This window comes from Pseudomonas sp. S2_F07 (assembly GCF_054668325.1).
In genome coordinates this window covers 3,989,155-4,013,640 of record NZ_CP162758.1, presented here as the reverse complement: position 1 = coordinate 4,013,640, position 24,486 = coordinate 3,989,155, and the positions used below count along the sequence as shown (strand labels likewise).

The window sequence follows — 24,486 nt, the reverse complement described above, 5'->3', positions numbered from 1 at the left end:
TCGAACCACTATCAGTTCTGATAGTTCTCAAGCCTGACTCAAGCGAGCAATACTCAAGGCCCGCCCCACTTCCACGAAGCTCCCGATATGAGCCAAGCCAAACCTGATGATGTTTCAGGCACCCGCAGCGCCCCCCGGGCAGTGCTGCTGGCAACCGACCGCAGCCAATCCATCATTGGCGAAATCGTCGATGGCCAAACCAAAACCATCGGTTACTCCGCCTACGGCGAGCAGTCCGCGCAGCAGAAAGTCGAGACACGGCTGGGGTTCAATGGCCAGTTACGTGAGGCGGATATCGGTTGGTATTTGCTGGGTAACGGCTACCGCGCCTACAACCCGCGGTTGATGCGTTTTCATAGTCCGGACAGCTGGAGCCCGTTTCGTGGGGGTGGGTTGAATGCGTATATGTATTGCGTGGGGGATCCGGTGAATCGGGTGGATCCGACGGGGCATAGCTGGCAAACCTTGATTGCCAAGTTACGCAGTCTGGCTTCGGAATTTCATTTGCCCAATTATCGGGCTGTTCCAGTACCAAAAAATATCGTGAGCATTGCAGACGGTGCTGCCGCAGCGCGCGCTATGCATAAAGGTCAGAAATTTGCGAAAACAAGTGACATGTCCGCGCTTACCGACGCCGCTGACTATATTGGCGGCAAGAAGCCCAAGATCAATTGGGGAAACGATGGGGGGGAGTTACACGGAACAGCAAAATGGGGAACTGACAGCTTTCCCAATCACGTGTCAATCGAACCTGCTTCATCAGGTTCGAAGCGCTCTATTCCTGTGGTGGGGAAAAGTCACGCTAAAACCTTATCGGGAAGACCGAGTAATTTTGGATCACCACCGAGTTACGAAAAGGCAACGTCCAAACTCAAGCTCTGGAACGCCAATACTTTCGCGGAATCGCAACGGGGCAGAACCTTTGTGGTGGCCAGCGGAGCTCCTCACGTCAACTATCCTGTAATAGATCTTGCTCATCCGATTCAGGCGATAAGACAACCAGCAGTCCCACCACCTCCGCCGCTAATAGTCGTTGTTCCGCCGCCAAACTAAAAGCCAGGCTATAACGCAAAGCAGTAACGAATGTATTAGGTAAGGTTGGGAGAGCTGTCTTCCGCATGCGGCTGCACGGACTGGGTAGTCCCACCAACCTTATCCTCCTCTACCGCACCATCCCCCACCGCCTAACCGTCACCCGCTCCAACGAATCAAACACCAGGTTCTCCACCAGCAACCCAATCAGAATCACCACCGCCAACCCGGCAAACACCTTGTCGGTGTACAGCTCATTGCGATTCTGAAAGATGTACCAGCCCAACCCGCCCTTGCCGCTGGTCGCACCAAACACCAGCTCGGCAGCAATCAACGTCCGCCAGGCAAACGCCCAGCCGATTTTCAGCCCGGCGAGAATTGACGGCAGTGCCGCCGGAATCAGGATGAACAGCACGAAACGCATGCCCTTGAGGCCGTAGTTGCGCCCGGCCATGCGCAGGGTTTCCGAGACGCCGAGGAAGCCGGCGTAGGTGTTCAGCGCCAGTGCCCAGAGCACCGAATGCACCAGCACGAAAATCAGGCTGTTCTGGCCCAACCCAAACCACAACAGCGCCAACGGCAGCAGGGCGATGGCCGGCAAGGGGTTGAACATCGAGGTCAGGGTGCTAAGCAGATCGCGACCGAATTGCGTCGACACCGCCAGTGTCGTCAGGGCAAACGCCAGGACGATGCCGATCAGGTAACCCTTGAGCAACACCACCAGGGAAATCCATACCTTACCCAGCAATTCACCGCTGAGCAGGCCGTCGTACAAGGCGTATGCGGTTTGCACAAAACCCGGCAGCAGCAGGTCGTTGTTCTGATACCGCGCAACGGCTTCCCAAAGCACGGCGAGCAAGATCAGGATCAGGGTTTTGCGCAACCAACCTTGTTGCCACAGTCGTTGGCCCAGGGGTAATTCCCGCTCCAGCGGCACGCTGGTCAGCGGCTGCAAAACCGTTTCGAACTCTTCACGCGGGGATGATAAATAGCTCATCGGACCCTCCTCTCAACTGGCTCAATAAGCGATGCGGATGTCGGCGAAATCCAGTTCATGCTCGGCTTGCGGTGATTGGCCTTCGTCGAACAGCAGCCGGTGAATACGTCGCGCCGATTCCTGAAACGCCACACCGCCGAGGCTGTGCAAATCGTATTGGTGGCTGTGGACTTGCGCCCTCACCCGGCCCGGATGGGGCGACAGCAACAGAATGCGATTGCCCACCACCAGCGCCTCTTCGATAGAGTGCGTGACGAACAGCAGCGTGAAGCGCACTTCCTCCCAGAGCAGCAGCAATTCTTCCTGCATCTTGCGCCGGGTCAGGGCGTCAAGAGCGGCGAAGGGTTCGTCCATCAACAGGATTTTCGGCTGCATCGCCAGCGCACGGGCGATGGCGACCCCGGCCTTCATCCCGCCTGACAAGGTGTGCGGATAGGCATCGGCAAACGCCGCCAGGCCGACCTTTTCCAGATAGTGCAGCGCTCGCTCTTCGGCCTCCCTGCGCTTGAGGGTTTTCGAGGCCAGCAGTGGAAACATCACGTTCTGCTTCACGGTTTTCCACGGCGGCAGTTGGTCGAACTCCTGGAACACCACGATCCGGTCAGGTCCCGGCGCATCGACGCGCTGGCCTTGCAGACGGATCTCGCCTTCCACTGGCTGGATGAAGCCGGCGGCGGCCTTGAGCAACGTCGACTTGCCACAACCGGATGGCCCGAGCAGGACAAAGCGGTCCGCCGGATCGATCTCGAAACTGACTTGATGGGTCGCCCGCACTACCCGCTGCGGGGTGCGGTATTCGAGGCTGACGTTATCGACCGACAGCAGCGCCTGGGCTGCCGCGATCGGTTTGCTGACCGTGTGGCCTTGCAAAGGGGCATTCATGTCGGTCAGCTCCCTTGCAGCGGCTTGGCGTCCTGGAAGAAGTAGTCCTTCCATGAATCCGGTTTGTTTTTGATCGCGCCGACGCGGTAGAGGAACTCGGCCAACGGGTAAGTGTTCTTCGGCGTGACGCTGAATTCGAACTGCGGGTTGTCGATGATTTTCAGCAACGCGGCGCGGTCGATTTTGGCCTTGGTAACGCGGATATAGGTGTCGGCTGCCGCGCCCTTGTCGTTCTGGGCAAACGTGGCCGCTTCGGTCAGCGCATCAATGAATGCCTTGTAGGTTTTCGGATTCTCATTGCGGAATTTCTCGGTGGCGAACAGCACCGTCGGCGAGTTCGGACCGAGCAGGTCATAGGTGTTCAGCACCACGTGCACGTTGGGATTGGCCAGTTCCTGATCCTGGAACGGCGGGTTGGAAAAGTGCCCGCTCAGCTCGGTGCCGCCGGCTACCAGCGCTGCCGTGGCATCAGGATGTGGAACGGCGATGGTGTACTTGTCGAGGCGATTGAACTCCTTGTCGCCCCACTGTCTGGCCGCCGCGTATTGCAGGAAGCGCGACTGCACCGACACACCCACCGCCGGCACCGCGATACGGTCCTTCTCGGTGAAGTCGGCGATGGTTTTGACTTTCGGATTATTGCTCACCAGGTAGTACGGAAAGTTACCCAGGGAAGCCACGGCTTTTACGTTCTGCTTGCCGTGGGTGCGATCCCAGATGGTCAGCAGCGGGCCGACACCGGCGCCGGCAATGTCGATCGAGCCCGACAGCAACGCATCGTTGACCGCCGCGCCGCCGGAGAGCTGGGTCCAGTCGACCTTGATATCAATACCTTCCTGCTTGCCATACTTCTCGATCAGGTTCTGATCGCGCACCACATTGAGCAGCAAGTAAACGATGCCGAACTGTTCGGCAATGCGGATTTCACCTTCGGCGTGGGCCACGGTCGGCGCCACCAGGCTGCCGGCGACCAGGCTGAACCCCAGGCCGATGGCCGCGGCCAGCGGTGCGAATGGAAGACGTTTGGACATGATCAGATCTCCGGCAAATCAGAAAGGCGCGTCGCCCTGGATGGTGGTGCGATACAGCTTGCGGCGCAGATGGCTGGGGCATCCGGCGGCGAGGTGGATCAGCGAACGGTTGTCCCAGAACACCAGGTCATGGGGCTGCCATTGATGGCGGTAGATGTTTTGCGGCAGCACGCTGTGGGCGTAGAGCTCGGTCAGCAGTTGCTGGCTCTCGTCTTCCGGCAGGCCAACGATACGGGTGGTGAACCCTTCGCTGACGAACAACGCCTTGCGGCCGTTTTCCGGGTGGGTTCGCACCACCGGATGCACCACTTCGGCGACCTGAGCGAGTTGCTCCGGGGTCAGGGTCGGACGCCAGTTGCCTTCGAACTTGGTCTCGCTGTAACGCGCCGTGTAGGAGTGCGCCGCCGAGCGACCCTCCACGGCTTTGCGCAACGCGAGCGGCAGGCTGTCCCAGGCTTTGTGCATATCGGCGAACAATGTGTCGCCACCTTCCGACGGCAGCTCCTGGGCATGCAGCATCGAGCCCAGGCTCGGCAGCTCCTTGTAGGAGAGATCGGAATGCCAGAACTTGCCGGCGTCGCCGAGACCGATGTTCTGGCCGTTTTCGACAATGTTGGACACGATGAGGATTTCCGGATGCCCCGCCAGCAGGAACTGCTTGAGCACATGGATCTGCAACACGCCAAAACGGCGACTGAAATCGATGTGTTGTTCAGGGGTGATGCGCTGGTCGCGGAACACCACCACGTGATGGTCCAGGTGCGCACGGTGAATGCGTGCGAAATCCTGATCATTGATCGGGCGGGACAGGTCGAGACCGATGATCTCGGCGCCCACCGCTCCGCTGAACGGGCGGACTTCAAAGAATTGCGGCGCGATGTTTGGCGAAGCTGAAGCTGCAGACATAAATCACTCCCACGCACGGCACGCTCAAAGGCGCGCGCGTCGATCAGAAACTCACGGAGGTCCCGTGTTGGTTCGTGTCGTGCGGCGCGCCGATTGGTCGGCAGGTACGCAGGAGATTAACTTTATAGATATAAGAATTGAAATTTAAATACCGTTAACGAATAACTATATGGCGATTGCTAAGGGAATGGAGGAATCGCGGTGTGACGTTATTTGTCACTTTCTGACAGGGTTGTGGTGTTTGGGCGGACGCTATCGCGAGCAAGCTCGCTCCCACAGGGGTCAGTGGAAACACAAAAATTGCGTTTCAACACAGATCGACTGTGGGAGCGAGCTTGCTCCGGGCGGCGTTCCGACGATGAGGTCATTAGCCTTGATGAAGATTACCGCTCGTGCAGGGCCTCGGCCCGTGCGCGAATGATCGGCTTGAGCAGGTAGCTGAGGACGGTCTTCTTGCCGGTGATGATGTCCACCGAAGCCACCATCCCCGGAATGATCAGCAACGGCTTTTCATCGGTGCCCAAGTGGCTGCGGTCGGTGCGCAGCTTGATGATGTAGTAAGTAGTCTTCTTGTCTTCATCGGTGATGGTGTCGGCGCCGATCTGCTCCAGCTTGGCCTTCAACCCGCCGTAGATGGTGTAGTCATAGGCGGTGAATTTCACCGTCGCTTCCTGCCCAGGATGCAGGAACGCGATGTCCTGCGGGCGGATCTTCGCCTCGACCAGCAAGGTGTCGTCCAGTGGCACGATTTCCACCAGGTCGCTGCCCGGCTGGATAACCCCGCCGATGGTATTGACCAGCAGCTTGTTGACGATGCCCCGCACTGGCGAAGTGACCAGCGTCCGGCTGACCCGATCCTCCAGGGCCTTACCGGTGGCCTGGGCCTTGTTCAGGTCGGTGCGCGCTTCGTTGAGTTGGGTCAGGGCTTCGCTACGGAACTTGCCACGGGTTTCATCGACCTTGCGCTGCACTTCCTTGATTGCCGACTCGGCACGCGGAATGGCCAGGGTGGTGGCGTCGAGCTGACCACGGGTCTCCGCTTCGGCACGCCTGAGGCGCAGAACTTCCACCGGCGATACCGCGCCCTGGGCCACCAACGGCTCGGACATGCTGATTTCCTGACGCTGGAAGCCCAATTGCTGGCGATACTGGGCCTGCTTGGACGTGAATTCGCGCAGCTCTTGCTGGCGCTGGATCAACTGTTCCTGCAAGCCGCCAATCTCGTCGTGCAACTGTTGGCGGCGGCTTATATAGAGCGATTCTTCACTCTTGGCCTGACCCGGCACGGCCTTGAGCACATCCTCGGGGAAGTTCAGCGGGCGATCCTCGACCTCGGCGCTCAGGCGTTCTACCCGCAGCAGCATCGACAACCGATCAGCCTCGGTTTCACCGACGTTCGAAGCAAATCGCGTGTCGTCCAGGCGAATCAGCGGTGCGCCGGCTTCAACGATCTGGCCTTCCTTGACGAACAGCTCGGCAACGATACCGCCTTCAAGGTTCTGGATTTTCTGGATCTTCGACGATGGGATCGCCTTGCCGTCGCCCTTGGTCACCTCGTCGATTACCGCGAAGTTGGCCCAGAGCATCAGGAACACAAAGAACGCAATGATCGCCCAGATCGTCAGTCGCACCACCCGTGGCGCATCCTCGATCAACGCCTTGTTGACCTCAGGTAGCGGCTGGCCCTGAAGTGAAGCAGTGCCTTTGAAGTAGCGACGGATCGAATCCTTACCCGACTTAAGCAACACTGATCTGCCCCTTCTTCAATGCTTCCATCACCGCGGCTTTCGGGCCGTCGGCGAGTATCTGCCCGCGGTCGACCACGATCAGCCGATCCACCAGCGACAACAGCGATGCCCGGTGCGTCACCAGCACCATGGTCTTGTTTTCGATCACCGCCGCCAGGCGCTGTTTGAGGCGCTCTTCGCCGGTGTTGTCCATGGCGCTGGTCGGCTCGTCGAGCAGCAGGATCGGCGGGTTGAGCAACAATGCACGGGCCAGGGCGACGTTTTGTCGTTGACCACCGGACAGGTTCTGCCCGCGCTCACCGACTTGCAGCTCATAGCCCTGCGGATGCAGGCGCGCATATTCGTGGACGCCGGCCAGCTCTGCGGCTTGCAGCACCAGTTCGTCCTCGACATACCGCGCGCCGGAAACCAGGTTGTCGCGCAAGGTGCCGGCGAGCAATTGAATGTCCTGTGGCACGTAGCCGATGTTGTAGCGCAGCTCGCTGACGTCGATCTGGCGGATATCCACTCCATCGACCAACAGCGCTCCGTCATCTGGTTGGTACAACCCCACCAGCAATTTCGCCAACGAGCTCTTGCCCGAGCCGCTTCGGCCAATGATGCCGACCTTCTCGCCGGGACTGATCGACAGGTTGATGTTCTTCAGCGCCAGGTTCTGCTGTTGCGGGTAGGTGAAGTTGAGTTGGCGGCACTCAATGCCGCCCTGCAGCACCTTGCGGCTGAGCGGACGTTCTTCGAAATTGCGCTCCTGTGGCAGCTCCATCATCTGGTCGACCGAGGTCATGGTCACCCGCGCCTGCTGATAACGAGTCAGCAGCCCGGACAGCGACGCCAGCGGGCTGAGTGCACGGCCACTGAGCATGTAGCAGGCAATCAGGCCGCCCATGCTCAGGTGACCGTCGATGATCTGGTACACGCCGAAGACGATCATGATCACCCCGGCCAGCTGCTGGATCAGCAAGGTGATGTTCATCGCCAGGCCGGAGAGCATTTTCACCCGCAACTCAAGACGACTGAGGGTGCCGATGGTCTGTTCCCACTGATACTGGCGTTCGCTTTCGGCGTTGTTGACCTTCACCGCATCCAGGCCGGCCAGGGTTTCGATCAGGCTAGACTGACGCTCGGCCCCCAGCGCCATGGTCCGCTCCATGGTCGCCACCAGGGGTTTCTGCAAGGCATAGCCGATGGCCAGGGCGATCGGGAATGCCAGTACCGGTATCCACACCAAGTGCCCGCCGAGGATCGCGATAACGATAAAGATCAGAATCGTGAACGGCAGGTCGATCAGGCTGGTGAGGGTCAGCGAGGCGAGGAAGTCCCGCAGGCTCTGGAACTCATGGATGTTCTGGGCAAAGCTGCCGACCCGCGCCGGCCGGTATTTCATGGCCATGCCGACGATGCGCTCGAACAGCGTGGCCGAGATGATCAGGTCGGTTTTCTTGCCGGCCAGATCCAGGCACAGGCTGCGCAGGCTTTTCAGGATCAGGTCGAAGAGGTAGGCGCCCGTGATGCCGAGTGCCAGCACCCAGAGCGTCGCTTCGGCCTGGTTCGGCACGACGCGGTCGTAGACGTTCATCACGAACAACGGCGCGGCCATGGCAATGATGTTGATCAGAAAACTGGCGGCGATGGCGTCCGCGTACAACCAGCGCGAACGCTTGAGGGTATCGCGGAACCACGAGCGCGCACGCGGAATCAGCGTGCCGTGATTGACGTCGAACTTGTGCTGCGGCTGGGCGAAAAAGACCTTGCCGATATAGTCGTCGGCCAGCAGTTCACGGCTGACCAGAGACTCACCGCCATCGCTTTCGCTGAGCAGCACCCGCACCTGATCTTCGCCTTGCCAGCCGAGCAGGACGGCACTGCGACCGTCCTTGAGCAGCAACAATGCCGGCATGGCAATCGCCGGAACATCCTCCAGCTTGCGTTGCAGCACCCGGCCTTGCAGCCCCGCGCGAGCGGCCGCACGAGGCAGCAACTCAACAGTCAAGCGCTGCTCGAACAGCGGCAGGCCGGTGGTCAGCATTGCCGCGCTGGCAGGTTTCTGGTGCAGCATGCAAAGAGCGAGCAGACCATCCAGTAACGGATCGTCATGCAACGCGCGCGGATCATGAATGAGTTGAACCCGACTGACTTCTGATTCCACGCTCGGCACTCTTGGCTAACAATTGAACAACGAAGGTCCTGCTCAATTCATACCGGGCAATTGGACCTTGGGCTTCACGTCGTTCTGCACAACGGATGCCAATGGTGCGACCACTCCCTGGCTCTTGAGCAACTCGCCCATGGTCGCCTTGATTCGGTACTGAGTAAATAACTGAATGTTCTTGATCTCCGCCAGACGGCGAGAGGAGGAAAACAGTTCGTTCTCACTGTCGAGCAAATCGAGCAGGGTACGCTCGCCGAGGCTGAACTGACGCTGGTAAGCGATACGCACGGCAGTGCTGTGATCGACGTATTGCTGGGCGATCGGCACCTGCGCGTTGGCATTGTTCAGGGCGTTCCAGGCCAGGCCCAGCTCTTCGTTCAATTGGCGCAGGGCGTTGTTGCGGATGTCCAGCGCCTGGTTGGACAGGTAGGACTTGGATTCCAGATCGGCCTTGTTGCTGCCGCCGGCATACAGGTTGAAGCGCATGCGCAACATGGCTTGCCATTCGTTGTTGTGGCCGTTCTGACCATCAATGTCGTTGTCCGCGGAGCGACCCAACTCAGCATCGAAGCGCGGGTAGAAAGTCGACTTGGCCGTGTCGTATTGCTTCTCGGCAGCGGCGATATCGGATTCGGCCGAGCGCAGGATCGGGCTGTTTTCCAGCATCTGTGCACGGGCTTCATTCAGGTTTGCCGGCATCAGCGCCATGAAACTCGCCGGGCGCTCCAGTTGATCCGGCATCTGGCCGACAGCGGAGAGGTAGTTGGTTTCGGCGTCAGCCAGGTTGGTCTGCTCGGTGATCAGGTTGTTGCGCGCCTGGGCCATCCGCGCCTCGGCCTGATCGAGGTCGGCGCCGCTGCCGACGCCACGCTGGGTGCGCAACTGGATCTGGTCGTAAATGCGTTGGTGGCTCTTGAGGTTTTCCTCGGCCAGGCGCACGAATTCGCGGCGAGTCAGTACGTCGAGATAGACCTGGGCCACGGTCAGCCCGGTACGCTCGGAGGTACTCAGCAGCGAGTAGGCGCGGGAGTTGACGGTGGCTTGTTGACGCCCGACTTCGCTGGACGTCGCAAAACCGTCAAAGACCATTTGGGTCAGTCGCAAACTTGACTCACTGCGATTCAGGGTTTCGAAGTGATTGTTGCTGCCATCTCGCGTCGTCACGCTATCGGTGCCTTCACGACCATAACCGCCCAGCAGGTCGACCCGTGGCAAGTACCCCCCTTCGCAGCTTTCAACTGATAGTCCGCTGCCAATCGGCTGTTGACGCCCGCCTGGACCTCCGGATGGACATCCAGCGCTTGTTGCATGGCTTCTGGTAAGGATTGCGCCTGGATGAATGACGCGGAAAGGACGAAAGGTAGAGCCATGAACAAAGGCGAACGCATTGTAGGAATTTCCCAGGACTTCTTGTCTTGAATCACAGCAAAAGAACGCGCTGTGTCGGAAGATGGCAAGCGAAATGACCGTATGTCGGAAAGTTCAAAAGCGGAACTGGATCACATACCGAGGACAGGTCACAGCTTAAATATCAATGTGACATTACTGGGACGATTGTTTAGGATGGGATCCAGAAGGTCAATAGTTTGGCATAAAGTTAATAGCGAAAAAATATAGCCAAATTATTGACGAGTTGATGCGTCAAACTTGTGCATCTATTTTGCAATGTACGTCCAGTCTGGTCGGCGCAGATGCCATCAGGTCTATGGAAGTCAACTGAACGTGACACCCCGGAGAGTCTTCAATGAGCAGTGTTGTTGCCATCGTCAAAAGCATTGTCGGTCAGGTTTTCGTGGTGTCCCCCGAGGGCATCCGCCGCGTTCTCGTTGAAGGCGACAAGCTGTTTGCCGGCGATCAGATCGACACTGGCCTTTCCGGTGCCGTGTCCCTGGAGCTGGCCGATGGCCGCACCCTGGATCTGGGCCGTGACACCCAGTGGAGCGCTGACGCCCCGGACTCAGGCACTGATCTGGCAGCCGCCACCGCGCAGGCGGCGCCGTCCGTTGAAGAGCTGCAACAAGCCATTATCGCCGGTGCCGACCCGACCAAAGACCTTGAAGCCACCGCTGCGGGTCCGACGGCGTCGGGTTCTGGTGGTGCCGCCGGTGGCGGTCACAGCTTCGTGATGCTCGATGCTACGGCTGGCCGCGTCGACCCGACCATTGGCTTCCCGACCGCGGGTATCAACTCTGCCGGGCAAACGACCCTGGAAATCCCGGGTGGCCAGACCACCAATGCCAACGCCAATTTCAATACCAACACCGATACCGATACCGATACCCCGAGTGAATCAGTCCTCAGCCTCAGTGCCACGCCGACCATCACCGAGGCCGGTGGCGTGCTGGTGTACACCGCGACCCTGACCCAGGCACCGCTGAGCGACCTGACCGTTACCTTGTCCAACGGCGCCGTGATCGTGATTCCCGCAGGCTCGACCACCGGCACCGTCAACGTGCCATTGGCTGCGAACGACACTGTCTATAATGACGCGACCCAGATCGAAGTAACTGTCACCGGCACCAGCGGCGGCAACGGCATCACAGTAACGACGCCGACTACCCCGGCCGTGACCCAGATCACCGATACCGTCGACGCCACCACAGTCACCCTGACGGCCGGCAATACCGTCACCGAAGGCGGTCAGATTACCTACACCGCGACACTGACCAACCCGGCGCAGACGCCAGTAACCGTCACTCTGTCCAACGGCTCGGTCATCACCATCGAAGCGGGCCAGACCAGCGGCAGCGTCAACGTGCCGACGGCGGCCAACGACGTTTATGTCAACGGCAGCACCGTCAGCACCACCATCACTGGTACCACCGGTGGCAACTTCGAAAACCTGGTGCCCAACACCACCCCGGCCGTGACCACCATCACCGACTCCGTGGACAACACCGGGCTGACCCTCACCGCCACCGGCAACATCACCGAAGGCGGTCAGATCACCTACACCGCCACCCTGAGCAATCCGGCCGGCACGCCGATGACCGTAACCTTGAGCAACGGCTCGGTCATCACCATCGAAGCGGGTCAGACCAGCGGCAGCGTGAACGTGCCGACGGCGGCCAATGACGTTTATGTCAACGGCAGCACCGTCAGCACCACCATCACTGGTACCACCGGCGGCAACTTCGAAAACCTGGTGCCCAACACTACCCCGGCCGTGACCACCATCACCGATTCCGTGGACACCACCGGGCTGACCCTCACCGCCACCGGCAACATCACCGAAGGCGGCCAGATCACCTACACCGCCACCCTGAGCAATCCGGCCGGCACACCGATGAGCGTGACCTTGAGCAACGGCTCGGTCATCACCATCGAAGCGGGTCAGACCAGCGGCAGCGTCAACGTACCGACGGCGGCCAACGACGTTTATGTCAACGGCAGCACCGTCAGCACCACCATCACTGGTACCACCGGTGGCAACTTCGAAAACCTGGTGCTCAACAACACCCCGGCCGTGACCACCATCACCGATTCCGTGGACACCACCGGGCTGACCCTCACGGCTACCGGCAACATCACCGAAGGTGGCCAGATCACCTACACCGCCACCCTGAGCAATCCGGCCGGCACGCCGATGACCGTAACCTTGAGCAACGGCTCGGTCATCACCATCGAAGCGGGCCAGACCAGCGGCAGCGTCAACGTGCCGACGGCGGCCAACGACGTTTATGTCAACGGCAGCACCGTCAGCACCACCATCACTGGTACCACCGGCGGCAACTTCGAAAACCTGGTGCCCAACACCACCCCGGCCGTGACCACCATCACCGATTCCGTGGACACCACCGGGCTGACCCTCACGGCTACCGGCAACATCACCGAAGGTGGCCAGATCACCTACACCGCCACCCTGAGCAATCCGGCCGGCACACCGATGAGCGTGACCTTGAGCAACGGCTCGGTCATCACCATCGAAGCGGGCCAGACCAGCGGCAGCGTCAACGTGCCGACGGCGGCCAACGACGTTTATGTCAACGGCAGCACCGTCAGCACCACCATCACTGGTACCACCGGTGGCAACTTCGAAAACCTGGTGCTCAACAACACTCCAGCAGTCACCACGATTTCCGATGTGAATGACACGGTCACCGTTACCATCGAAAGCGCTGGTCCGGTGCTGGAGAACCAGGCACCGACTTTCACCATCAAACTCGACCAGAAGCTGGATCACGACCTGACGGTGACACTCAGCAACGGCCAGACGGTGGTCATCGCCGCAGGCGCAACTCAAGTTGGCTATGCATTGCCGGCGCAAGGTGATGACGTCTACAAGGATGGCGGCAGCGCCTCGCTGGGTATCGCTGATGCTAGCGTTGCCGGTAAGACGTTTGAGAATCTGGTCATTAGTGGTCCAGCATCGGTTGCTATCAACGACACCGTCAGCGAAGTGATCGCTACCCTGACCGCCGACAAGTCCACCGTGGCTGAAGGCGGTTCGGTGACTTACACCGTGACCCTGACCAACGCAGCCGGTCTGCCGCTGAACAATCACGGTGAACTCACTTTCACCCTCTCCGACGGTACGAAGGTAACTGTTCCAGCGAACGGGACCTCCGGCTCTGCAACCATCACTGCTGCCGATGACGTATTCAGCGGCGGCCAGGCACCGATCGTCAACAAGCTCGAGAGCGTTACTGGCGCAGACAACTTCGAAAAACTGACCCTGAGTCAGACCGAGGTCGCAACCACGGTCACCGATGAGCCATCAGGCCAGGGCGACAAGGTCACCGTCAGCATCGAAGGCAATGGCGGTGTGCAGGAAAACCTCGCGCCGACCTTCACCGTCAAGGTTGACCAGAAACTCGATCACGACCTCAAGGTCACCCTGAGCAACGGCGACACCGTCACCATTGAAGCGGGCAAATTGTCGGCCATCTACACCGCACCGGTGCAGGGCGACGACGTCTACAGCGACCCAAGTAACCTGAGCCTGACCGTCGGCTCGGCCAGCGTCGACGGCAAGGCCTTCGAAAACCTGGTGATCGACGGTACCGCGGCCAATGTGGCCATCACTGACACCGTCAGCGAAGTCATTGCCACTTTGACCGCCGACAAGTCCACCGTGGCTGAAGGCGGCCAGGTCACCTACACCGTGACCCTGACCAACGCGGCCGGTCTGCCGATCAATAACCACGGCCCGTTGGAGTTCACCCTCTCCGACGGTACGAAGGTAACTGTTCCAGCGAACGGGACCTCCGGCTCTGCAACCATCGCCGCTGCCGACGACGTCTTCACCGGCGGCCAGGCGCCGATCGTCAACAAACTGGAATCGGTCAGCGGTGCTGACAACTTCGAAAAACTGACCCTGAGTCAGACCGAGGTCGCAACCACCGTCACCGATGAGCCATCAGGCCAGGGCGACAAGGTCACCGTCAGCATCGAAGGCAATGGCGGCGTACAGGAAAACCTCGCGCCGACCTTCACCGTCAAGGTCGACCAGAAACTCGATCACGACCTCAAAGTCACCTTGAGCAACGGCGACACCGTCACCATTGAAGCGGGCAAATTGTCAGCCATCTACACCGCACCGGTGCAGGGTGACGACGTCTACAACGACCCAAGTAACCTGAGCCTGACCGTCGGCTCGGCCAGCGTCGACGGCCAGACCTTCGAAAATCTGGTGATCGACGGCACCGCAGCCAATGTGGCCATCACCGACACCGTCAGCGAAGTGATCGCCACCCTGACCGCCGACAAGTCCACCGTCGCCGAAGGCGGCCAGGTCACCTACACCGTGACCCTGACCAACGCGGCCGGTCTGCCGTTGAACAATCACGGTGAACTCACATTCACCCTGACCGACGGCACCAAGATCACCGTCCCGGCCAATACCGCGACTGGCACGGCGACCATCGCCGCTGCCGACGACGTGTTCACCGGTGGCCAAGCGCCGATCGTCAACAAACTGGAATCGGTCAGCGGTGCTGACAACTTCGAAAAACTGACCCTGAGTCAGACCGAGGTCGCAACCACCGTCACCGATGAGCCATCAGGCCAGGGCGACAAGGTCACCGTCAGCATCGAAGGCAATGGCGGCGTACAGGAAAACCTCGCCCCGACCTTCACCGTCAAGGTCGACCAGAAACTCGATCACGACCTCAAGGTCACCTTGAGCAATGGCGACACCGTCACCATTGAAGCGGGCAAATTGTCGGCCATCTACACCGCACCGGTGCAGGGCGACGACGTCTACAACGACCCGAGTAACCTGAGCCTGACCGTCGGCTCGGCCAGCGTCGACGGCAAGGCCTTCGAAAACCTGGTGATCGACGGTACCGCGGCCAATGTGGCCATCACCGACACCGTCAGCGAAGTGATCGCCACCCTGACCGCCGACAAGTCCACCGTCGCCGAAGGCGGCCAGGTCACCTACACCGTGACCCTGAGCAACGCGGCGGGTCTGCCAATTAATAACCATGGCCCGTTGGAATTCACCCTCTCCGATGGCACCAAGATCACCGTCGCGGCCAATACCGCGACTGGCACGGCAACCATCGCCGCTGCCGACGACGTCTTCACCGGCGGCCAGGCGCCGATCGTCAACAAGCTCGAGAGCGTTACTGGCGCGGATAACTTCGAAAAACTGACCCTGAGTCAGACCACAGTCGACACCAGCGTCACCGATGAGCCATCGGGCCAGGGCGACAAGGTCACCGTCAGCATCGAAGGCAATGGCGGCGTACAGGAAAACCTCGCGCCGACCTTCACCGTCAAGGTCGACCAGAAACTCGATCACGACCTCAAAGTCACCTTGAGCAACGGCGACACCGTCACCATTGAAGCGGGCAAATTGTCAGCCATCTACACCGCACCGGTGCAGGGTGACGACGTCTACAACGACCCAAGTAACCTGAGCCTGACCGTCGGCTCGGCCAGCGTCGACGGCCAGACCTTCGAAAATCTGGTGATCGACGGCACCGCAGCCAATGTGGCCATCACCGACACCGTCAGCGAAGTGATCGCCACCCTGACCGCCGACAAGTCCACCGTCGCCGAAGGCGGCCAGGTCACCTACACCGTGACCCTGACCAACGCGGCCGGTCTGCCGTTGAACAATCACGGTGAACTCACATTCACCCTGACCGACGGCACCAAGATCACCGTCCCGGCCAATACCGCGACTGGCACGGCAACCATCGCCGCTGCCGACGACGTCTTCACCGGCGGCCAGGCGCCGATCGTCAACAAGCTCGAGAGCGTTACTGGCGCGGATAACTTCGAAAAACTGACCCTGAGTCAGACCACAGTCGACACCACCGTCACCGATGAGCCATCAGGCCAGGGCGACAAGGTCACCGTCAGCATCGAAGGCAATGGCGGCGTACAGGAAAACCTCGCCCCGACCTTCACCGTCAAGGTCGACCAGAAACTCGATCACGACCTCAAGGTCACCTTGAGCAATGGCGACACCGTCACCATTGAAGCGGGCAAATTGTCGGCCATCTACACCGCACCGGTGCAGGGCGACGACGTCTACAACGACCCGAGTAACCTGAGCCTGACCGTCGGCTCGGCCAGCGTCGACGGCAAGGCCTTCGAAAACCTGGTGATCGACGGTACCGCGGCCAATGTGGCCATCACCGACACCGTCAGCGAAGTGATTGCCACTTTGACCGCCGACAAGTCCACCGTCGCCGAAGGCGGCCAGGTCACCTACACCGTGACCCTGACCAACGCGGCCGGTCTGCCGATCAATAACCACGGCCCGTTGGAGTTCACCCTCTCCGATGGCACCAAAATCACCGTCCCAGCCAATACCGCGACTGGCACGGCGACCATCGCCGCTGCCGACGACGTCTTCACCGGCGGCCAAGCGCCGATCGTTAACAAACTGGAATCGGTTACCGGCGCGGATAACTTCGAAAAACTGACCCTGAGTCAGACCGAGGTCGCAACCACGGTCACCGACGAACCCGGTTCGGGCACCCCGACCGACAATCAGGGCGACAAGGTCACGGTGAGCATCGCCAGCAACGGCGATGTACAGGAAAACCTCGCGCCGACCTTCACCGTCAAGGTCGACCAGAAACTCGATCACGACCTCAAGGTCACCTTGAGCAATGGCGACACCGTCACCATTGAAGCGGGCAAATTGTCGGCCATCTACACCGCACCGGTGCAGGGCGACGACGTCTACAGCGACCCAAGTAACCTGAGCCTGACCGTCGGCTCGGCCAGCGTCGACGGCAAGGCCTTCGAAAACCTGGTGATCGACGGCACCGCGGCCAATGTGGCCATCACTGACACCGTCAGCGAAGTGATTGCCACTTTGACCGCCGACAAGTCCACCGTGGCTGAAGGCGGCCAGGTCACCTACACCGTGACCCTGACCAACGCGGCGGGTCTGCCAATTAATAACCATGGCCCGTTGGAATTCACCCTCTCCGATGGCACCAAGATCACCGTCGCGGCCAATACCGCGACTGGCACGGCGACCATCGCCGCTGCCGACGACGTCTTCACCGGCGGCCAGGCGCCGATCGTCAACAAGCTCGAGAGCGTTACTGGCGCGGATAACTTCGAAAAACTGACCCTGAGTCAGACCGAGGTCGCAACCACCGTCACCGATGAGCCATCAGGCCAGGGCGACAAGGTCACCGTCAGCATCGAAGGCAATGGCGGCGTACAGGAAAACCTCGCGCCGACCTTCACCGTCAAGGTCGACCAGAAACTCGATCACGACCTCAAGGTCACCTTGAGCAACGGCGACACCATCACCATTGAAGCGGGCAAATTGTCAGCCATCTACACCGCACCGGTGCAGGGTGACGACGTCTACAACGACCCAAGTAACCTGAGCCTGACCGTCGGTTCGGCCAGTGTCGACGGCCAGACCTTCGAAAACCTGGTGATCGACGGCACCGCGGCCAACGTGGCCATCACCGACACCGTCAGCGAAGTGATTGCCACTTTGACCGCCGACAAGTCCACCGTCGCCGAAGGCGGCCAGGTCACCTACACCGTGACCCTGACCAACGCGGCCGGTCTGCCGATCAATAACCACGGCCCGTTGGAGTTCACCCTCTCCGATGGCACCAAAATCACCGTCCCAGCCAATACCGCGACTGGCACGGCGACCATCGCCGCTGCCGACGACGTCTTCACCGGCGGCCAAGCGCCGATCGTTAACAAACTGGAATCGGTTACCGGCGCGGATAACTTCGAAAAACTGACCCTGAGTCAGACCGAGGTCGCAACCACGGTCACCGACGAACCCGGTTCGGGCACCCCGACCGACAATCAGGGCGACAAGGTCACGGTGAGCATCGCCAGCAACGGCGATGTACAGGAAAACCTCGCGCCGACCTTCACCGTCAAGGTCGACCAGAAACTCGATCACGACCTCAAGGTCACCTTGAGCAATGGCGACACCGTCACCATTGAAGCGGGCAAATTGTCGGCCATCTACACCGCACCGGTGCAGGGCGACGACGTCTACAGCGACCCAAGTAACCTGAGCCTGACCGTCGGCTCGGCCAGCGTCGACGGCAAGGCCTTCGAAAACCTGGTGATCGACGGCACCGCGGCCAATGTGGCCATCACTGACACCGTCAGCGAAGTGATTGCCACTTTGACCGCCGACAAGTCCACCGTGGCTGAAGGCGGCCAGGTCACCTACACCGTGACCCTGACCAACGCGGCGGGTCTGCCAATTAATAACCATGGCCCGTTGGAATTCACCCTCTCCGATGGCACCAAGATCACCGTCGCGGCCAATACCGCGACTGGCACGGCGACCATCGCCGCTGCCGACGACGTCTTCACCGGCGGCCAGGCGCCGATCGTCAACAAGCTCGAGAGCGTTACTGGCGCGGATAACTTCGAAAAACTGACCCTGAGTCAGACCGAGGTCGCAACCACCGTCACCGATGAGCCATCAGGCCAGGGCGACAAGGTCACCGTCAGCATCGAAGGCAATGGCGGCGTACAGGAAAACCTCGCGCCGACCTTCACCGTCAAGGTCGACCAGAAACTCGATCACGACCTCAAGGTCACCTTGAGCAACGGCGACACCATCACCATTGAAGCGGGCAAATTGTCAGCCATCTACACCGCACCGGTGCAGGGTGACGACGTCTACAACGACCCAAGTAACCTGAGCCTGACCGTCGGTTCGGCCAGTGTCGACGGCCAGACCTTCGAAAACCTGGTGATCGACGGCACCGCGGCCAACGTGGCCATCACCGACACCGTCAGCGAAGTGATTGCCACTTTGACCGCCGACAAGTCCACCGTCGCCGAAGGCGGCCAGGTCACCTACACCGTGACCCTGACCAACGCGGCCGGTCTGCCGATCAATAACCACGGCCCGTTGGAGTTCACCCTCTCCGATGGCACCAAAATCACCGTCCCAGCCAATACCGCGACTGGCACGGCGACCATCGCCGCTGCCGACGACGTCTTCACCGGCGGCCAAGCGCCGATCGTTAACAAACTGGAATCGGTTACCGGCGCGGATAACTTCGAAAAACTGACCCTGAGTCAGACCGAGGTCGCAACCACGGTCACCGACGAACCCGGTTCGGGCACCCCGACCGACAATCAGGGCGACAAGGTCACGGTGAGCATCGCCAGCAACGGCGATGTACAGGAAAACCTCGCGCCGACCTTCACCGTCAAGGTCGACCAGAAACTCGATCACGACCTCAAGGTCACCTTGAGCAATGGCGACACCGTCACCATTGAAGCGGGCAAATTGTCGGCCATCTACACCGCACCGGTGCAGGGCGACGACGTCTACAGCGACCCAAGTAACCTGAGCCTGACCGTCGGCTCGGCCAGCGTCGACGGCAAGGCCTTCGAAAACCTGGTGATCGACGGCACCGCGGCCAATGTGGCCATCACTGACACCGTCAGCGAAGTGATTGCCACTTTGACCGCCGACAAGTCCACCGTCGCCGAAGGCGGCCAGGTCACCTACACCGTGACCCTGACCAACGCGGCCGGTCTGCCGATCAATAACCACGGCCCGTTGGAGTTCACCCTCTCCGATGGCACCAAGATCACCGTCGCGGCCAATACCGCGACTGGCACGGCGACCATCGCCGCTGCCGACGACGTCTTCACCGGCGGCCAGGCGCCGATCGTCAACAAACTGGAATCGGTCAGCGGTGCTGACAACTTCGAAAAACTGACCCTGAGTCAGACCGAGGTCGCAACCACCGTCACCGATGAGCCATCAGGCCAGGGCGACAAGGTCACCGTCAGCATCGAAGGCAATGGCGGCGTACAGGAAAACCTCGCGCCGACCTTCACCGTCAAGGTCGACCAGAAACTCGATCACGACCTCAAGGTCACCTTGAGCAATGGCGACACCGTCACCATTGAAGCGGGCAAATTGTCGGCCATCTACACCGCACCGGTGCAGGGCGACGACGTCTACAGCGACCCAAGTAACCTGAGCCTGACCGTCGGTTCGGCCAGCGTCGACGGCCAGACCTTCGAAAACCTGGTGATCGACGGCACCGCGGCCAACGTGGCCATCACCGACACCGTCAGCGAAGTGATTGCCACTTTGACCGCCGACAAGTCCACCGTCGCCGAAGGCGGCCAGGTCACCTACACCGTGACCCTGACCAACGCGGCCGGTCTGCCGGTCAATAACCACGGCCCGTTGGAGTTCACCCTCTCCGATGGCACCAAAGTCACCGTCCCAGCCAATACCGCGACCGGTTCCGCCACCATCATTGCCAAGGATGACGTCTACACCGGCGGCCAGCCGTCCATCGTAAACAAACTGGAATCGGTCAGCGGCGCTGACAATTTCGAGAAGTTGACCCTGGGCAAGGACCAGTTCACCACTGCCGTCACCGACGAAGCAGGTTCGGGTACGCCAAATACGCCAGCCAACACCGGTGACGTCACCACCATCAGCATCTCGGGTGATACATCTGTCGTCGAGGGTCAGGCCGCACATTACACCCTTGCGCTGACCAACCCGGCTCACGGTGAAGTGACCGTAACCCTGACCTACTCCGGTACCGCAGCCAATGGTGTGGACTTCACCGGTGTGACGACAGTCAAGATCCCGGCGAATGCCAGCAGCGTGCCGTTCGACATTTCGACCATCGATGACCGGATCACCGAAAGCACCGAAAACTTCGTGGTCAAGATCGACTCGGCCACCGGAGGCAACTTCGAGAACCTGGAGATCAGCACGTCCAACGGCAGCGTCGGCACTTCGATCATCGACAACGACGCACCGCCAGCACTGGACCTCGATGCCAACAACTCCAGCGGCGCCACCGGAGCCGATTACAAGGTGACGTTCACCGAAAACACTGCCGGCCCTGGCGTGTCGATTGGCGATACCGACCTGAGCATCACCGACCCGGACAGCACCCTGCTGACCGGCGCGACCATCGTGCTGACCAACCGTCAGGACGGCGATGCCCTGAACCTGGGCAACAGCGTCAACGGCATTACCATCAATGCCAACAGCACCAACGGCACCGTCACCCTGACCCTGTCAGGTAACGCGACGCTGGCCGACTACATGCAGCAGATCAAAAACATCACCTTTACCAACAACAGTGAAGATCCGAGCACCGTGCCGCGCATCATCACTGTGACGGTGACCGATGGCAGCAACTACTCCAACACCGCGACCACCACGGTCAACGTGGTGGCGGTCAATGACGCACCGGTCGCAGCACCGGTCAACGTCACCGGCACCGAAGACACGCCGCTGATCCTCGGCTGGTCGACCTTCGGCGTCAGCGACATCGACAGTCCGGCCACCAACCTGGGCGTGAAAATCACCCAGCTGCCGGGCGAGGGCAAACTGCAGTACCTGGACGGTTCGACCTGGAAAGATGTCGCCGCCAACCAGACGTTCAGCAAGACTGATATCGACGCGGGCAAACTTCGCTTCATGCCGGATGCTAACGAGTCGGGCGTGGACGGTTACGGCCCTGGCACTGGTGACCAAAAGGCTGACTACGCGCAACTCCAGTTCCAGCCAACCGACGGCCAGACGCTGGGCAACACCGGCACGATCAAGATCGACATCACTCCAGTGGCGGATGCCCCGACCCTGAGCGTTGCCGACAACAGCGTAAGGTCCACCGGGTTGATCAAGGAAGTCTGGACCGGTCTGTCGGGCCTGGGCACCAGCGGCAATGGCGCGGACTCGACCACGCTGAAAAACGTGATCGACGCCGCTGGCACGGCGAACTCCAAAGGCACCGTGACCAACGTGCAGTCCGACGGTAGCGTAACCGCCGGTACGGCGTCGAAAACTTCCGGCCTGATCTACCTCGAAGCCGGCAAGACCTACACTTTCAGCGGTATTGGCGATGACAGCCTGCTGGTGACCATCGGCGGCAAGAACGTCGCTGCGATCACCTGGGGTGCGGGCGGCAACCTCAACGGTTCGTACACCCCGACCACCAGCGGCTACTACACCCTGGACATCTACCACCACAACCAGAGTGGCCCGGGCAGCTATGACGTCAACCTGTCGGTCAATGGCAGCACGCCGATCGACCTGAGCAGTGCCGGCGTACCGATTTACACCGGCGTCCCGGACCTGGTGAATGCCGGCGTGACCGTGTCCGACTTGCACGGCACCAATGGCGAAGGCTACTACGACGGTTACAAACTCAATACCGGCGCCGAAGGCACCAGTGTGAAACTGTCCGCCATCACCACCGCGCTGACCGACACCGACGGCTCGGAAAGCCTGAGCCTGAAGATCAGCGGCATGCCGGTCGGCTCGGTGCTCACCGACGGCGCGGGACATACCTTCACGGTCACCGCGTCCAATGGCGAGGCCAATGTGACAGGCTGGAACCTCGGCTCTCTGACCGTCACCGCGCCACCGTACTACAACGGCCAGTTCAACCTGACCGTGACCTCGACTTCCACCGAGGCCCTGGGTGGTTCGGCCAGCAGCACTTCGCAGATCCCCGTGACCGTGTACCCGGCGGCCTACAACGCTGTCACCGCCACCGCGGCCAATGACACCGTCACCGGCACCGACGGCAATGACATCATCGTCGCCGACATCGGCGGCCTGACCGTGGTGCCAGGCACCAACTACAACATCGCGTTCATGGTCGACAGCTCCGGCAGTATGAGTTCGTCGTCGATCAGCTCGGCCAAGGACTCGCTGACGTCGGTGTTCAACACCCTCAAGCAAAGCCTGGGCAGCAACTCGGGTACGGTGAACATCTTCCTGGTGGACTTCGACACCCAGGTCAACAAGTCGGTGTCGGTGAACCTCAATGACTCGAATGCGCTGACTCAGTTGAAGGCGACTCTGGACTCGATGTCGTCCGGCGGCGGCACCAACTACGAGGACGTATTCAAAACCACGGCCAACTGGTTCCAGAGTGCGGACGCCGTGGCCAACACCGGGGCGAAGAACCTCACGTATTTCATTACTGACGGCAAGCCGACTTACTACCAGAGCGGCGAGTCGACCAACCCGACCCTGTATGGCAGCACAACGCTCGATAGCCTGGTCACCACCAGTAACTATCAGTTGGGTAAAGCGATCAGCCTGTTCCCCGACAGCACGCACCAGATCGACATTTCCGCCTCGGGCCAAGTGACGGTCTGGACCAAGAGCAGCAACGGCAATAACGGAAATGGCAACGGCAACGGCAACGGAAGTAGCTGGTCATCCAAGGACTTCGGCTATCTGCATGCCCAGGGTGACGGCACCTACGAGTTCTCGGGGCGTGACGGCGACGGCAGCAGCACTGACTGGGACACCACCAGCAACTCCACCGGCAGCTTTGCACTGCTAAGCAACCTGTCGAATGTCGAGGCTATTGGCCTCAACAACGGCGTGAGCCTCAACGACCTGAAGCCGTATGACTCGAATCAATTGCCACAAACCAACATCGATCCGAAGGATCTGGCCAACTCGATCATCGGCCACACCGAAGCGACGATGCCGGGTCACGACACCGTCAGCGGTGGCGAAGGCAACGACATCCTGTTCGGCGACCTGGTGAGCTTCAACGGCATTGCCGGCGAGGGTTACCAGGCCATGCAAGCCTTCGTGGCGCAGCAATCCGGCGTGGAAGTCAGCAAAGTCACCACCAGTAATGTGCACCAATACATCACCGAGCATTACAACGCGTTCGATCTGTCCGGTGCCCATGACGGCAACGACACCCTGCTGGGCGGTGCCGGCAATGACATCCTGTTCGGCTCGGGCGGCAACGACAACCTCGACGGTGGCAAGGGCAATGACATCCTGCTCGGCGGCACCGGTAACGACACGTTGATGGGCGGACAGGGCAGCGACATCCTGATCGGTGGTTCCGGCGGTGATACCTTCGTCTGGAAAGCGGGCGATACCGGCAACGACGTGATCAAGGACTTCAAGGCCAGCGAAGGCGACCGGATCGACCTGCGTGATCTGTTGCAGGGCGAAACCGGCAGCACCATCGACAACTTCCTGAAGATCAGCACCGTCGATGGCGTGTCGTCGTTGCAAGTCAGCTCGGCCGGCCAGTTCAACTCGGGCAACGCCGCAGCCGCCACGCCGGACGTGACGATCAAGCTGGAAGGCAACAATTGGTCGAGCGCTAACCTGCACAACCTGATTGCCGGTAGCGACCCGACCATCAAAATCGATCACAACAACAGCTGATGCACGGAAACGGCCGCCCCCTATGGGGCGGTCGTCACGATTGCGTCCACTGCCCGGTGACGATTTCGTCGCGGCGCCACATACTGGCGTGCAGTTGACCTATGCTGCTGACAGCACGA

8 protein-coding genes and 1 pseudogene are annotated in these 24,486 nt (G+C 60.4%); 2 read left to right on the top strand and 7 right to left on the bottom strand.

The genetic code is table 11. The annotated features are described in order from the left end of the window. The first annotated feature begins 87 nt into the window (after positions 1 to 87). A complete protein-coding gene (locus AB4O40_RS18230; RefSeq protein WP_460053720.1) occupies positions 88 to 1,053 on the top strand; it encodes an RHS repeat-associated core domain-containing protein in 966 nt (321 codons plus the stop codon). A gap of 109 nt (positions 1,054 to 1,162) precedes the next feature. Here AB4O40_RS18230 and AB4O40_RS18225 read toward each other — a convergent pair whose 3' ends face one another. The 7 genes and pseudogenes from AB4O40_RS18225 to AB4O40_RS18195 all read right to left on the bottom strand — a co-directional run bounded on the left by AB4O40_RS18225 (position 1,163) and on the right by AB4O40_RS18195 (position 10,133). Continuing rightward, positions 1,163 to 2,029, bottom strand: coding sequence for an ABC transporter permease (locus tag AB4O40_RS18225; protein WP_223542292.1), 867 nt, complete (start codon positions 2,027 to 2,029; stop codon positions 1,163 to 1,165). Positions 2,030 to 2,050: 21 nt separating this feature from the next. Then, a complete protein-coding gene (locus AB4O40_RS18220) occupies positions 2,051 to 2,911 on the bottom strand; it encodes an ABC transporter ATP-binding protein (RefSeq protein WP_460053722.1) in 861 nt (286 codons plus the stop codon). A gap of 5 nt (positions 2,912 to 2,916) precedes the next feature. Then, positions 2,917 to 3,942: an ABC transporter substrate-binding protein gene (locus AB4O40_RS18215; RefSeq protein ID WP_056727007.1), complete on the bottom strand. Its 1,026-nt coding sequence runs from the start codon at positions 3,940 to 3,942 to the stop codon at positions 2,917 to 2,919. 18 nt (positions 3,943 to 3,960) lie between these two features. Further along, complete coding sequence (locus AB4O40_RS18210; RefSeq protein WP_056727008.1) at positions 3,961 to 4,848, bottom strand: TauD/TfdA dioxygenase family protein; 888 nt, start codon at positions 4,846 to 4,848, stop codon at positions 3,961 to 3,963. A gap of 383 nt (positions 4,849 to 5,231) precedes the next feature. After that, positions 5,232 to 6,596 carry an HlyD family type I secretion periplasmic adaptor subunit gene (locus tag AB4O40_RS18205; protein WP_056727009.1) on the bottom strand — a complete coding sequence of 455 codons (1,365 nt, stop codon included), beginning with the start codon at positions 6,594 to 6,596 and terminating at the stop codon, positions 5,232 to 5,234. After that, positions 6,586 to 8,742, bottom strand: a complete 2,157-nt coding sequence (locus AB4O40_RS18200) for a type I secretion system permease/ATPase (protein ID WP_056727010.1) — start codon at positions 8,740 to 8,742, stop codon at positions 6,586 to 6,588. Before AB4O40_RS18200 ends, AB4O40_RS18205 begins: the two co-directional genes overlap by 11 nt. Before the next feature lie 42 nt (positions 8,743 to 8,784). Then, positions 8,785 to 10,133, bottom strand: a pseudogene (locus AB4O40_RS18195) (TolC family outer membrane protein). A 356-nt stretch (positions 10,134 to 10,489) separates the two neighbouring features. Here AB4O40_RS18195 and AB4O40_RS18190 point away from each other — a divergent pair. Next, complete coding sequence (locus AB4O40_RS18190; protein ID WP_460053726.1) at positions 10,490 to 24,367, top strand: retention module-containing protein; 13,878 nt, start codon at positions 10,490 to 10,492, stop codon at positions 24,365 to 24,367. Positions 24,368 to 24,486 lie beyond the last annotated feature (119 nt).